The sequence below is a fragment of the Tenacibaculum aiptasiae genome, assembly GCF_965221665.1.
Classification (GTDB): domain Bacteria; phylum Bacteroidota; class Bacteroidia; order Flavobacteriales; family Flavobacteriaceae; genus Polaribacter; species Polaribacter aiptasiae.
In genome coordinates this window covers 712096-726779 of record NZ_CBDCSN010000002.1, presented here as the reverse complement: position 1 = coordinate 726779, position 14684 = coordinate 712096, and the positions used below count along the sequence as shown (strand labels likewise).

The 14684-nt window shown below is 30.4% G+C and carries 13 protein-coding genes; 1 reads left to right on the top strand and 12 read right to left on the bottom strand.

Annotated features, from left to right (window positions below; all coding sequences use genetic code 11):
• Positions 1–47 precede the first annotated feature (47 nt).
• The 9 genes from ACOQN8_RS03605 to msrB all read right to left on the bottom strand — a co-directional run bounded on the left by ACOQN8_RS03605 (position 48) and on the right by msrB (position 6481).
• A complete protein-coding gene (locus tag ACOQN8_RS03605; RefSeq protein ID WP_420551640.1) occupies positions 48–653 on the bottom strand; it encodes an SRPBCC family protein in 606 nt (201 codons plus the stop codon).
• Positions 654–835: 182 nt separating this feature from the next.
• Positions 836–2401: a protein adenylyltransferase SelO gene (locus tag ACOQN8_RS03600; protein ID WP_420551639.1), complete on the bottom strand. Its 1566-nt coding sequence runs from the start codon at positions 2399–2401 to the stop codon at positions 836–838.
• Positions 2391–3248, bottom strand: coding sequence for an alpha/beta fold hydrolase (locus tag ACOQN8_RS03595; RefSeq protein ID WP_420551638.1), 858 nt, complete (start codon positions 3246–3248; stop codon positions 2391–2393). The genes ACOQN8_RS03600 and ACOQN8_RS03595 overlap by 11 nt, the downstream gene beginning before the upstream one ends.
• Positions 3249–3253: 5 nt before the next feature.
• Positions 3254–3523, bottom strand: coding sequence for a hypothetical protein (locus ACOQN8_RS03590; RefSeq protein WP_150899947.1), 270 nt, complete (start codon positions 3521–3523; stop codon positions 3254–3256).
• Positions 3524–3529: 6 nt separating this feature from the next.
• The gene (locus ACOQN8_RS03585; protein ID WP_420551637.1) at positions 3530–4753 is read right to left on the bottom strand and encodes a bifunctional alpha/beta hydrolase/OsmC family protein; all 1224 of its coding nucleotides are present in this window, start codon (positions 4751–4753) and stop codon (positions 3530–3532) included.
• Positions 4750–5271 (bottom strand): peptide-methionine (S)-S-oxide reductase, encoded by a 522-nt coding sequence (locus ACOQN8_RS03580; protein WP_420551636.1) that lies wholly within the window; start codon positions 5269–5271, stop codon positions 4750–4752. The genes ACOQN8_RS03585 and ACOQN8_RS03580 overlap by 4 nt, the downstream gene beginning before the upstream one ends.
• A complete protein-coding gene (locus ACOQN8_RS03575) occupies positions 5250–5489 on the bottom strand; it encodes a glutaredoxin family protein (RefSeq protein WP_420551635.1) in 240 nt (79 codons plus the stop codon). Before ACOQN8_RS03575 ends, ACOQN8_RS03580 begins: the two co-directional genes overlap by 22 nt.
• Before the next feature lies 1 nt (position 5490).
• Positions 5491–6030, bottom strand: coding sequence for a peptide-methionine (S)-S-oxide reductase MsrA (msrA, locus tag ACOQN8_RS03570; protein WP_150899951.1), 540 nt, complete (start codon positions 6028–6030; stop codon positions 5491–5493).
• Complete coding sequence (msrB, locus tag ACOQN8_RS03565; protein ID WP_150899952.1) at positions 6020–6481, bottom strand: peptide-methionine (R)-S-oxide reductase MsrB; 462 nt, start codon at positions 6479–6481, stop codon at positions 6020–6022. The genes msrA and msrB overlap by 11 nt, the downstream gene beginning before the upstream one ends.
• A 189-nt stretch (positions 6482–6670) precedes the next feature.
• Here msrB and ACOQN8_RS03560 point away from each other — a divergent pair, with 189 nt between their 5' ends.
• Positions 6671–7876, top strand: coding sequence for a Pycsar system effector family protein (locus tag ACOQN8_RS03560; RefSeq protein ID WP_420551634.1), 1206 nt, complete (start codon positions 6671–6673; stop codon positions 7874–7876).
• A gap of 16 nt (positions 7877–7892) precedes the next feature.
• Here ACOQN8_RS03560 and ACOQN8_RS03555 read toward each other — a convergent pair whose 3' ends face one another.
• From ACOQN8_RS03555 to der, 3 genes are all read right to left on the bottom strand, one after another.
• On the bottom strand, positions 7893–10283 hold the full coding sequence (locus tag ACOQN8_RS03555; protein ID WP_420551633.1) for a GAF domain-containing protein: 2391 nt from the start codon (positions 10281–10283) through the stop codon (positions 7893–7895).
• A gap of 143 nt (positions 10284–10426) precedes the next feature.
• Positions 10427–13201: an outer membrane beta-barrel protein gene (locus tag ACOQN8_RS03550; protein ID WP_420551632.1), complete on the bottom strand. Its 2775-nt coding sequence runs from the start codon at positions 13199–13201 to the stop codon at positions 10427–10429.
• A gap of 77 nt (positions 13202–13278) precedes the next feature.
• Positions 13279–14583: a ribosome biogenesis GTPase Der gene (gene der / locus ACOQN8_RS03545; protein ID WP_272151547.1), complete on the bottom strand. Its 1305-nt coding sequence runs from the start codon at positions 14581–14583 to the stop codon at positions 13279–13281.
• Positions 14584–14684: the final 101 nt, after the last annotated feature.

Genomic DNA, 14684 nt, shown 5'->3' with positions numbered 1-14684 from the left:
ACATGAGTGGGTTAGGTGTATATATATTACAGATTGATGTATACATTTTACTGTTTAGAAGCTTCTTTTAGTAATCTACTTGCAATTCCAGCGGGTCCTTTAGGAAACCAACCTTTTAATAACCATTTTGGTACTGAGCCAATAGGAACAAAATCTGCCGAGATGATAACTTTAGTGGAATTGTCATTAATTTTTTCAAAACTGTATTTGATGTTATATGTTTCCATACGTTTTACATCTGTAGTTTTATAACTTTTAGGAGCTGAAGTTCCTGTAAAAGCAATTGTAGTATTTGTTTTAGTTGTTTTAAAATTTAGGACAGCATCACTATTAGGCATTGGCCAAGGAGCATCAAAATAATAATAGGTAGTCCATTCGGTATCGGATGTTTTCTTTACTTGTTTGCTTTTTGTAGTGTTTTCTAAAAATTGTTTATGGTTTTCTGAAACGGAAAAATAGTTTTCAATCTTTTCTATTGAAACATCTCCTTTGGTTTCTGCTGTATAATAAATATGTGTTTTGCCATTGTTTTTTACAATGTCATATTTAACAACAGTTTTTCCATCTTTTGATGTTTTTGTACTCCAGTTTCTGTTTTGTGAAATTCCATTAATTGTAGTTAATAGGAATATAAAAGCTATTAGTTTTTTCATTGGTTTTAAATTTTACGATTTTAACTTTCAGTTATTTATGGTGTAAAATTATAATGGTTTGATAGGGTGTATGTATACATTTTACTGATGCTTGTATATATATTACAGATGTAAGATTGGAGCATAAAAAAACACCTCATAATTTCAAAGAGGTGTTTTTGTAATAATATTAATTTAGTGTTTTACGAACTACAGCTTAGCATAGAACAACCAACTTTATGACGTGCCCATTCTGGTCGTTTTGCAAACCATTTTTCGAATTCTGGTTGTTCTGAATAAGGGTTTTTAAATAATGTGTAGAATTCATCAATTAATTTATAATCGCCTTTATCAGCGTCATCTATTGCTAATTGAGCCATATAGTTTCTAAAAACATATTTTGGATTTACTGAATTCATTTTTTGTTTTCTTTCAGTGTCAGAACTGTTTTCTTGTTGTAATCTTTTAAAATATCGATTAAACCAGTCTTCCCAATAATTTTTTATTTCTTGAGTAATTTCATTGGGTGTATAAAAAGCATTTTCAACTTTTTTGAAAGCAACATCAACATTATCTTCAATAGAAACATTGGCTAGTTTTCTAAAGAAAATAGTCATATCTGTTTCTGTTAGTTGTAATGTTTCCTCTAAACGACCAATTAATTCTTTATCGTCTTTATGTTCAGAAAATATTCCAATTTTAGACTTCATCATTTGAAGATATTTTTCACTATAAATATCAGAATACTCATCTAATATTTTTTGCAAAGGATCTACTTCTTCAATAATAGGATATAAGGCATTGGCTAGTTTGAATAAATTCCACAGTCCAATATGTGATTGATTTCCGTAACGATATCTTTTATGTTGCCTGTCTGTAGTATTAGGAGTCCATCCAAAATCATAACCTTCTAACCAGCCATAAGGTCCATAATCTATAGTTAACCCTAGTATTGACATGTTGTCTGTGTTCATTACACCGTGAACAAAACCAACACGTTGCCAATGTACAATCATGTCTATTGTACGATTGCGAATTTGCGTTAAAAAGTCAAGATATTTTTGTTTTCCTGTTGATGTAATCTCTGGGTAAAAATGTTTTATAGTGTAATCAACTAACTCTTGAAGTATTAAATACTGTTTGCGTGCAGCTAGAATTTCAAAATTTCCAAAACGAATAAAACTTGGCGCTAAACGTGAAACAATAGCTCCTTTTTCATAAGCAGGATTTCCATTGTATAATACATCACGTAAAACTTGATCGCCAGATAAACTTAGAGATAAAGCTCTAGTAGTTGGAACTCCTAAATGAAACATTGCTTCGCTACATAAATATTCTCTAATTGACGAGCGTAATACAGCTAATCCATCGGCAGTTCTTGAATAAGGAGTTTCTCCAGCTCCTTTTAATTGAATTGCCCAACGCTTATTATTGTGTACAACTTCAGTTAAATTAATAGCACGTCCATCTCCCAACTGTCCAGCCCAATTACCAAATTGATGTCCGCCATAACACATTGCATATGGATGTGTGTTTTCTATAACTTCATTTCCAGTAAATATATTTAGAAATTTGTTAGAGGAAGCATCTTCTGAAGTTAGACCAATTGCTTCTAACATTTCTTCGGAAACATGCAATAATTGTGGTTTTGCCGTTTTTTTAGGTTCTACATAAGAAAAACAAGCATCTAGAACTTGTCTGCGTGAATTTTCTAATATCTTATCAGCAGGCAATTCAGTATTAAAAGTATCGTGGTTTTTAAGCTTCATTATCTTGAATAAATGAATGGATAAAATTACTAATTTCTTCTGGTTTTTCTTCTTGTATAAAATGTTTAGCGTCTATTTGATGAATGTTCTTACGATTAATTTTTAAATCTTTTGAAACTAACATTTCTTGTGGAGTCCATTTTAAAAACTCATCTTCCTTTCCCCAAATAACCATGGTAGGTATTTGTAGTTTGTTTAATACTTCTTTATAGTTAGGAAGGTTATGACATGTTCTAGAAAAAAAATAATACATAGCTTTATTTTTACCTTCTAACAATGGTTTTTGATATCCTTCTAAATCTGTTTTGGATAATGTGTTCTCTACAAGTCCCATTTTAAAAAGGTTTTTGATGAGGAGATTGTTCGTTATTTTAAAGGTGTATAACGACATTACTATTTTAGTAAAAAGATTTTTTCCAAATCGCATAGGAGGCTTGAAGCCTTCGGTATATATTATTGTGTTTAAAATTACAAGTCTTTTTATTCTTTCAGGGCTCAGTTTACATAATTCCCAAGTCCATAAACCACTTGCATCATGAAAAATATGTGTCCATTCTTTAATTTTTAGAAAATCCATTAATGCTAAAACTCGCTTTGCTTGCTTTTTTTCAATATAAGCATCATAACTTTTGGGTGAATCACTTGTTCCAAAACCTAGCATATCAGGAGCTATAACTCTGTATCCTTTTTTCACTAATAATGGAATCATTTTTCTATATAACCAACCAGAAGTTGGAATTCCATGGAGTAGAAGCAAGGTAGGTCCAGTTCCTTGATCTATATAGGCTATTTTCCCATCTTTAGTGTTGAAAAATTGTTGAGATTCTCTAAAATCAGAATAGTCCATTGGTGTTAATTTTTATAACTTACATTACAAGTTTCGCATATTAAAATATCTTCTTTTAAGGTAATTTTATCAAGTTTAGAGGCTACTTCATGAATGAAATTATCATATGTATTATGCTCTGGTGTAATATTATTTACTTTAATCTTCTTGTAAAATTCTCCTTCCCACTCCTGTTTTCCCCAGCAGTTAGGGCATACTCCTTCAGGAGCATTTAAGGTGTTATTTCCTTCTGTTCTTGTTTTAAAATAGCTTTTTAAATTGTTTATTAGGTTCATAATTTGTTAATTTTCTATGATTGTTGTGTTAAAAATTACTTGGCTGGCTAAAGTTTTATGTACCGGACATTTAGAAGCAATTTCTTTTAATCGTTCTTTTTGTTGTTCATCTAAATTGCCAACAAATTTTAATTTTTTACTAATATGATCTAGGTATTTAGGTTTTTCTATTTCAATTCCTAAATCATCACTATGTTTTCTAGAATGAGTAACATAAACAAAGACTTCTTGTAAATCCCATTTTTTACGTTCTGCATATAATTTCAAAGTCATAGCTGTACAGGCAATTAGTCCAGCGTTTAAATATTCGTAAGGAGAAGGACCAAAATCATCACCTCCTACAGAAGCAGGCTCGTCTGCAATTAAAGTATGATTCTTAGATTGAATTGTTGTTGTGAAATTATCTTCTACCAAATTTAGATGACCAACTAGCTGTTCTCCTTTAGTTTCTAGCATTGTATTTTCTTTTTGAGGAAAATAACGAGCTACCCATGTACCTATAACATTACCTGCATAGATACTGTCTTTTGGGTCAGATAATAAATGATCAGCATTATCTAAGCTAATAAAGCTTTTAGGGTGATGAGCGTTTAAATAAAGTTCCTGAGCATTATTAACCCCTACAATTGTATCTACAGGAGAGTGTAAAATTAATATAGGTTTGCGAAGTGATTTGGTAACCTCTGCTAAGTTTATTTTATCGAAATCAGAAACAAACTCTTGATTAATTTTAAAAGGTCTTCCTCCAATATTTACTTCAACTGAATCTTCATTTTCTATATTTTCAATTCCGTGAGAAAATAAATGTTTTACATGTGCTACATCTGCAGGAGCTCCAATAGTAGCTACCGCTTTTATATTCTCTAATTTAGAAGCAGAAACAATAGCGGCTGCACCACCTAATGAATGTCCTATTAATAAACATGGAGCTTCAAAATGCTCGGTTATATAGTTGTTTACAGCAATAAGATCATCAACGTTTGCTGAAAAGTAACTTTCAGAAAAGTTTCCTTCGCTTCGTCCTAAACCTGTAAAATCAAAACGTATGACTCCAAAACCGTGTTTTGTTAGAGAACGACTAATGTTTTTAACAGCTCCTAAAGCACTACTACAAGTAAAACAATGTGCAAAAATAGCATAGTAATTAGGTTTTTGATTTACTGGTAGTTCTAAATAAGCTTGTAGCTTATAGCCTTTTTTATTGGTAATATTAAGTTTTGTTATTCTCATAATGATGGACTTGCATGATTTAGCTTATTTCTATTTACATGTTTGGAAAAATTAGCTAAAAGTGTTTTTAATTTTGGGTTGATAAATTTTTCGCAAAAAGGTTTTTTAACATTTGAATAGTAGTAGTTTATTAACCTTTCATCTGAAGCTTTAAATTCTACAAAATCTAATACCTGTGTAATTATTTTTTGATGAAAGCTTTTTTGTAGACTTTTTATTATTTGAGTAGCATCTAACTTTTGTTCTTTTGAAAATACATAAACTGCCGATCTGTATTTTTTTCTCATTGAATGTTGTGATGTGCTCTTATGTGTATGAAGATGAATTTCAATTAATGTTTCTAAGGAAATTTCTTCTGGATTAAAGTGTACAATAACTGCTTCTGAAAATGTATTATCTTCATTAGTAGAAACAATAAAACCTTGTTCTACTTTATTTACGCCTACTAAAGATTGAAACACGGCTTCTGTGCACCAATGACAACCTCCTCCAAATGCTATTTTAGTTTTTGTAACCATTTGTTTAACTCTTTATCTGTCGGATTTCTAAGTCTTTTCTTACCAATGGTAATTGTAGGGAAGTTTAATCTTCTGCTTTCGTATAAATTGCGCAATTCTTCAGCATATAATTCGTTCTTTTCAACATCGAAAAACGCGTAACTTATGTTACGCGTTTTTAAATAATTTTGATAGTATTGTGTCTTATGACAACGTTGTGCTCCGTATAATTTAATCATACTATTTCAGTTTATCTGCATGTAATTTTCTGAGTTTTGACAACTTTGGTGTAATAACAAAACTGCAATACCCTTGTGATTGATTTCTAGCGTAATAATCTTGATGTTCCTTTTCTGCTTCGTAAAAAGTAGCTAAAGGACTTATCTCTGTAACAATTGGGTTTTCATAAAAAGGAGCAACCTCTTTAGAAACTACTTCAGCGATTTCTTTTTGTTCATCATTATGATAATATATCACCGATCGATATTGAGTTCCTCTATCTGCACCTTGTCTATTTAGTGTTGTAGGATCATGCGTTGTCATAAAAATGATTAATATTTCTTGATACGAAATAATATCAGCATCAAAAGTTATTTGTATAACCTCTGCATGTCCTGTTAAACCAGAGCAAACTTCTCTATAAGTTGGATGTCCAGGTACATTTCCTCCTGAATAACCAGACACGACTTTTAGAACTCCTTTTATTTCTTGAAATACTGCTTCAGTACACCAAAAACAACCACCACCAACAGTGGCGATTTGTATGTCTTTATTTTCCATTGTTGTCCTCCATTTCTAGTTGCATAGATTCTGAGTTAATACAATAACGTAATCCACTTGGTTCAGGGCCATCTGGAAAAACATGTCCCAAATGAGCGTCACAAGTGTTGCATAAAACTTCTACACGTACCATTCCAAGTGTGGTGTCGCGATGGTATTGTATAGCGTTTTCTTTAATAGGCTGTGTAAAACTAGGCCATCCTGAACTTGAGTTAAATTTAATTGTTGAATCAAATAAAGGAGTGTTACAGCAAATACAGTTGTATTGTCCTTCGTCATAAACAGAACACAATTCACCTGAAAAAGGACGTTCAGTTCCTTTTAAACGTGTAATTCTAAATTGTTCTGGAGTTAATAGTTGTTGCCATTCAGCTTCAGTTTTTTCAACTCTTTTATTTGGAGTTGGATTTCCGTTGACAGCAAAATGAATAATGTTGTTCCAAGTTAGCATATTATAGTCCTTTCTGTTTTAATTAAAAATATGAAAATTTTGAACAAAAAATATAGTACATAATCAATTATAATTTTGATCTTGTACTATATCTTAAAGCATTTAACAATAAGGTAGTCGTACTAAACTCAATAAACTTACGTTTAACTAGAGTTAAATATTATTTTTAATTTAGCAAAAACCTTTTTGATGGAAAATTTATTAATTGAAGCGGAGAATTTTGTAGTAAACTTTTTGAATGAAAAGTTGAAACCTTCATTTGTGTATCACAACCTTTTTCATACGCAACGCGTAGTTGAAAAAACTAAAGAATTGATTGAAGGGTTAAAAGTTGAAGAAGCTTCTGCTAATAATTTAATTTTAGCAGCATGGTTTCACGATACTGGATATACTGTATCTATGGATAATCATGAGGAAGAAAGTGTGAAAATAGCTGAAAGTTTTCTTAAAGAGAAAAGTGTTTCTGAAGCTATTATTGCTGAGGTTTCTGGTTTAATAATGGCAACCAAGATGGGAACTAAACCTAAAACCGAAGGGGAAAAAATAATTCGCGATGCGGACTGCGCGCATTTAGGAAGTAAGAACTTTAGTGATTATACTTCTTTATTAAGAAAAGAGTGGGAGTTAACTAAAGATCATGTTGTTTCTGATATTGAATGGAATGAAGAAAATATTAAGTTTATGACTAAGCATCGTTTTTACACAGATTTTGCTGCCAAAAATTGGAGTAAGACCGAAAGTAAAAACCTAGCTCAATTATTAAAAACTCAGAAAAAAATAAAGCAAGAAAATACTAAGCTTAAGCAGAAAAAAGACGAGCTAGATTTTAAAAAGAATAAGGTTGAGTTACCAGAAAGAGGTATTGAGACCATGTTTCGTGTAGCTTTAAGAAATCATATAACTTTAAGTGATATTGCCGATACAAAAGCTAATATTTTATTATCAGTTAATGCTATTATTATTTCTATGGCATTATCTACGTTGATTCCTAAGTTAGATAATCCGTCAAATCATTATTTAATAATACCTTCAATAGTATTTATTGCATTTACTGTAGCGTCTATTATTTTATCGGTCATGGCAACAAGACCTAATGTAACTGAAGGCAAGTTTACAAAAGAAGACGTAGCAAATAAAAAGGTGAATTTATTATTCTTTGGAAATTTTCATCAAATGAAATTACCTGAATTTGAATGGGCTATGGATGAAATGATGAAAGATCGCGATTATTTGTATGGTTCACTTACCAAAGACTTATACTTTTTAGGATTGGTTTTAAACAGAAAGTATAAATTGTTAAGAACTACGTATACCGTATTTATGATTGGTATCATAGTAAGTGTAATGGCATTTGCAATAGCGTTTCAAATACAAGAAGTAGCTGCTGCTTCATAAAATAAAATGGATGAGTTTATGCTTTAAACTCATCCATTAATTGATCTATTGTGATTGTTTTTTGACTGTCAAATTCTTTTTGATAAATAACTTCAACACGTAAGGCTTTTAAACCAGATACTCCTTGTAGATCTTCTAACTCTAATTTTTCAATTTCTCCTAATTGATTTTTAGACTGTAAATACTTAATGTACTTTAAGTATTCATCAGCATCTTTATCTTGAGAGTATACAATAGCTATCTTACCTGGAACAGTTAAACGTTCATTTGTGTTTTTTATATGTGCTTTATCGATACGTTTTTTTATAATCTCATAGCGAATGTTGTAAGCACCATCTACATCAAATTGCTTTTCATCCATTCTAAATTTAATAGCTAACGGATTACTATGTACTAAAATTAATGAGGCTACCTGTAAATCGTGTTCCATAGATTTACGTGCAGTGTGTGCAACGTTTTCCATTTCGCACATAACTTGTAATTGCCATAATCTTAAGTTGTATAGATATAAGTCATCGTACTTTCTTGTCTTTGTTAAAGACTGTCCTATATACATATTGTATTCAACACCATCAGTTTTATAGCGTTCAAAATAGTGAGGAAACATTTTTTGTGCATCTTCTTGTTTAGAGTCTATAAACTTAGCAAGTTTATTGTTTAATAAAGTCACACTGTGTTCGTAAGCTTTACGTTTTTCATACACTACTTGTAAATTGGGGTCTAAACGATCCATATAAGTATTTACTAAGGAATGTAACTCACTATTTATTTCTTTGATATGATTAAAAACAGGATATATTTCTCGTTTTAAAAAATCTAAAATACCAATTTCGTCACCAGCTTTTAATCCAATTTCTACCTCATGTGAGTATTCTTTTATACGGAACATTAATTCGTTGTAAATAGGTAGTTTTTCAGATTTACAAGCTTCTTTTAGGACTGAAATCCCTAAGTTAAGTTGAGTTGTTAAATCTTCTTTTATAGCATTGTTTCTAGCTATAGACGATCCTTTAATGTCAGATTGCCCATAAAGAGGATAAACGTTATCAAAAACAATCTGGTCTAGTTTAATATCTTCTTCTTTGTTGAAAATATCAGCCTGATAATTTTCAGCTGCTTCATAAAAACGCCATTTTACTGAAGGATGAATAGAAGTGTAATGTTCCTGAATGGTTGCTTCTAAAACATTTTGATATTCATCAGCAGAACGCTCAATAGCAGCTTCGAAAACTGGAATTAAATCTTTTAATTTTTGTTGATTTAATGAATTTAATTCATAAGGTCTAGGAGAAGCAATTTCTATTAAAGCAAGATCATCACTATTAGAAGCTTTTATTGGAATTAATAAAAGACTACCAATGTTTTTTTCTTTTAAACGTTTGTAGAAGAAATTTTGATTAGATTGTTTGCCGTATTTTTCAATATCAGAAATAGCAATAGTCTCAGTTTGATGAAAAACTTTTTCTAAAATATAATCACAGAAAAAAAGATCGCAATTAATTGCACATTCGTCATTTAAAATTAGACTTTCAGATTTTTTTATACGTGTTGACTCTAATTTAGAATGAGATGTATCAAAAAGTGAAAACCCAGTAGTTAAATCTTTAATGTTGAAAAATTCACGTAAGTCTTTTTGAAGTTTTTCATTAATACTATCGTCATGTTTTTCTAACAAGGTGTTTCTGATAGAAGAGATCGTTTCGTCAGCAGTTACATCAAATAAATTCATGATGCCAAAGCCTTTGAATATATATGAATTCGGAGGGAATTTTTCTCTCCAAACATCAGAGTTATCAAAATTATCTAACAATATTTTGATATCTTCTTCTGTAAGTTTAGGTGCTTTTTCAGTTGGAGTTATTTCCATAAAATCGCCATTAAAAGCAACGCGATAATGTTTTGTAATTCCTGCTGTTTTATCAGGTATATCAAAGAAAAAAGGTCTTTTTAAATCAATGTGAGTGTTATACACTAATCCTAAAATTAGAGTACAAGCCATAATATACATGGTGCCTTCTTCAAAATCTCTAATTCTTAAATCATAATCTTCCCCAGCGTTTTGAATAATATTTTCAAATCTCTCAGTGAATTTAAAAGAAGTGAAAGTAAAAGGCATTGTAGCGGCTTTTATCTCATTATTAGTTAACATAAGAGGGAATAAATTTTCCAATAAAAGATCTATGATGTCTTCATATTTTTTTAATAAAGACAAGTCAGAAAATCCGGTAATAAGTTCTGGATATTTTTGAATTTCCTTCATCATGATGCCTGCTGAGGCATGATAAGGGTGGTCTTTTTGTTCTTCACTAGCAAAACCACTAATCATTTGGTAGATTTTTTCAAAGCTAACTTTAAGTTGCATTGGTAATTCTACGTTCTTTAAATCTTTTGGTTGCCTTATTTTCATTTGTTTCCTTTCTTTCTATCTGCAAATTTACAAAATTGTATACAGTTTGTCGTTTTTTGGCTGTTTTGCTTTCGGAAATGATGCATATAACATCAAAAAAGCCATTATTGTTAAATAATGGCTTTTGTAATAATAATTAGTTTTTAGAAATGAAAATCATATTTTCTAATTTTTCCTTTTTTACCTAGGCTGTTAAACTTCCAACTAAAACCAAGCAAAAAATATTGTTGTAAAACGGTACTCTGTGAATCTTCTACATAATTAGATATAGCTCTACGTTGTGCGTTTGTATTTTGGTTTAATAAATCGTAAGCTTTTAAACTAATAGTACCTTTGTCGTTTAAAATAGAGTATGCTAATGTTGCATTCCAAAACCAAGCAGCTTTATCAAAACCAATTACATTAGGGTTGTAGGTATATCTAATATCATTTCTCCATTCAAGTTTTTTGGGAAAATTTGTCCTTGTTAATATTCGTAATGAATGTCTAGTGAAGTCTTGATTTTGATTAGTGTTTATATCGTACTTTGTTCTTGAAAAAGAGATATCATATCTAGTTTCTATAGAAACAAGTTTATTCCAATTTAAGGTGATTCCAAGATTTGGTCTTAGCGCTGTTGTTCTTGCTCCTTCTTTTACATTATTTAAAAGATTAAAGTTTTTGTAAGCACTTATATTAGCACCAGCTCTAAGTTTTATATTAGTAATAGAGTCTAGTTTTACTTTTTTAGTGTAGCTACCACCACTCCAAATATCATAGCCTCCATCAATATTTTCGTAAGTGGTATTTCTACGTAAATCAGCATCGATTGTAGTGTTTGAAACGATTTGGTTTTTATACATACTACCACTTATATAAAACCAAATTCCTGTTCCAGCCTGCCAATTAAATTTGTTAAAATTAATATACATTCTGTGGTTTTGTGTAGGTTTTAATTCTGGGTTTCCTGTAATAATATTTGAAGGATTATTTACATTAGAAAACGGTTGTAGTTGATTAAGGTTTGGAACTCTGTTATTTATACGGTAGTTAAAAGATAATGAGGCTTTAGAGTCAAACCTATATCTGAAGTTAGATCTTAAAGATAAATTATTAAACTCCTTTTTTAAGCTTAAGTTAGGTCTAAGTTTATCTTTATTTTCTAAGGTCCTGTTTACTAACCCTGTTTCAACATTAAAGCGCCATTTTTTTGTGTTGTATACAAATTCTATGGCAGGAGTTTTAACTATGTCGTTATAAGTGAAATCTGAACTTAAATCTTGATTAAAATCTGAATATTGTTGAGTTGTGTTATTAAAATCAAAGGTTCCTCTTTTATTATCTCTTTCATCTTGTGTGAAAGTATATTTTGTGTCTAAAAAGAATTTTTTAGCAATTATAGGAAGCCTATAAGTAATTTTAGAATTTAAACTATTTAAGTTGTTAGTTGTTGTACTTTTTTGATCTCTATTTTCTATACTAGGATTAGTTCCCAAAATATTGATTGTAGATCTATTAAAGTCTTCAGAATCAGATTTATCAACTTGATTAATAATGTAAGCTTTAATGAATGAACCGTTTTTTCCTAGCTTTTTTGTAATATCTATTTTATTCCTAAAATTATTGGCTGTAGATTTTGAGTATGAGCTACTAGTAAAACTATTGGTTAGTATTCTGTTTTCGTCTAAAGATTCCTCTTGTGTATTATTATTTCCTTCTCTTTTATTATAAACAAAAGAAGGTTTTATGTTTATGAGAAAAGTAGAATCTATTTCTATATCTAGCTCAGTGTCTATACTATGGTTATGATTTTCATTATCTGAGTTTGATGAAGATGTTGTAAAATATTTTCTATCAGGTAAAGTGTATTCTCTATTATTTTTTGATTCATTATTGGAAGTACTTCCTGAATAAAAATAATTAGCATTAATGTCTAGTCCTTTTCCGTATTCATCTGCATATGTAGCTCCAGCTGTTTTAGATTTTATAATTCCACTTCCACCACCAAAATTTCTTCCGTTGATGCTAAAGCTTCCATTTCCGCTAATCCAAGTGTTACCACCACTTCCAAACATTTTTTGAATTTCACCAAAACTAAAACCAGGTGAGTTAATGTTGTTTGAGCTAGCAAGAACACTAAATCGTTGATTATTGTTAAAGCGGTTAACCATTGTAGCTGCTTCATAGCGTTTATCTGTTCCTCCACCGGCTGATACTCTACCAAACCAACCTTTATTATTCTCTTTTTTTATGGTAAGGTTGATTGTTTTGCTTTCTGAATCACCTTTTTCCCCTGAGAATGCTTCAGATTTCGATTTTGTATCAGTAATTTGAACTTTTTCTATAATCTCTTTAGTTAAGTTTTTGGTTGTTATACTAGGGTCATTTCCAAAAAAAGGTTTTCCGTTAACTAAAATCTTATTTACTTCTTTTCCGTTTACGGTTATTTTTCCTTCTTCATCAACTTCAACACCAGGTAGTTTTTTTAATAAGTCTTCAACATTAGCATCTTTTTTGGTTTTAAAAGATTTGACATTAAATTCTACGGTGTCTTTTTTTATTGTAATAGGAGCCCTAGACTTAACAATAACTTCGTTTAATAAATTGCTACTCTCTTTTATGTTGATAAGTCCTAAGTTGAAATTTGTTTTTTTATCTAATGAAATTAGTTTGGTGTAATTATCCATTCCTACAAAAGAAATAAACAGTTTTAAATCTTTGTGAAACGATTTACCTTCTAGGGAGAAGTTTCCTTTTTCGTTAGAAATCGTGTATGAAATAACGGAAGAATCTTTAACTCTTTCTAAATGGATAGTTGCAGCTTCTATTGGTTTCTTTTCTTTAAAAGAATTAATCTTTCCAGTAATTTTAAATTGATAGGATTGAGCTGAAATATTCCCAATAAGAAATAACCCCAAAATAAAAAGTAGTTTTTTCATAGTTCTTGTAGCAAAAAATTAAATAGCGTACAAAGAAATAAAAAAACTACTGTTAAAAAAGTTAATTTATGTTAAACCTATTTTTGTCTAAAATAAATGCTAATAGGCACACCATTAAAGTCATAGTGTTCACGTAATTGATTTTCTAAATAACGTTTATAAGGGTCTCTAATATATTGAGGTAAATTAGCAAAAAATGCAAACTGTGGTGTATGCGTAGGTAATTGCATACAGTATTTGATTTTTATAAATTTCCCTTTAGTTGCTGGAGGAGGATTATGTTCTATAATTTCCAGCATTGTTTCGTTTAATTTACTTGTTTTAATGCGTCGTTTTCTGTTTTCATAAACTTCAACAGCACTTTCAATAGCTTTAAAAATACGTTGTTTGTTTAATACTGATATAAATACGATTGGAACATCAGTGAAAGGAGCAATTTTCTTTCTAATATGCGCTTCAAAATCACGCATTGTATTCGTTTCCTTTTCGATTAAGTCCCACTTATTAACAAGTATAACGATACCTTTTCTGTTTTTTTCTGCTAGCCAAAATATTTTTTCAACTTGACCTTCAAAATCACGAGTAGCATCTACTACTAAGATAGCAACATCACAATGTTCAATGGCACGTACAGCACGCATTACAGAATAAAACTCTAAGTCCTCTTTAACTTTCGATTTTTTTCTAATACCTGCAGTATCTACTAAATTGAATTCAAAACCATAACGGTTGTATTTTGTATCAATAGAATCACGTGTAGTACCAGCTATGTTTGTAACAATGTTTCTGTCTTCGCCAATTAAAGCATTGATAAAAGAAGATTTTCCTGCATTAGGTCTTCCAACCACAGCAAAACGTGGTAATTCATCTTCAGAAGTTTCTTCTTCTTCAGGAAGGGCTTCAGCTACAGCATCTAATAAATCTCCTGTACCGCTTCCGTTTATTGAAGAAATTGTATGATAATCTCCTAAACCAAGATTGTAAAATTCAACAGCATCAGCATCACGCATCGCGTTATCTACCTTATTTACAGCCATAAAAAGAGGCTTTTTTACTTGGCGTAATATTTTTGCTACAGCTTCATCCATAGGAGTAATTCCTTGTTCCACATCAACTACAAAAACAATAATATCAGCTTCATCAATAGCTAATTGAACTTGCTTACGTATTTCTCCTTCAAAAATATCATCTGATCCTACTACATATCCTCCAGTATCGATTACAGAAAATTCTTTTCCGTTCCACTCAGATTTACCGTAATGACGATCTCTTGTAACACCACTAACAGAATCTACAATTGCCTCACGGCGTTGTACTAATCTATTAAATAAAGTGGATTTTCCTACATTGGGTCTACCAACTATGGCAACAATACTACTCATTTTGCAAAAATTTGTGCAAAGATACAATTTACAGTATGAACTTTATAAGAATTTCATATAGTATAATGTTTTTACTAAATTGTAGGCAAATAATATATAAG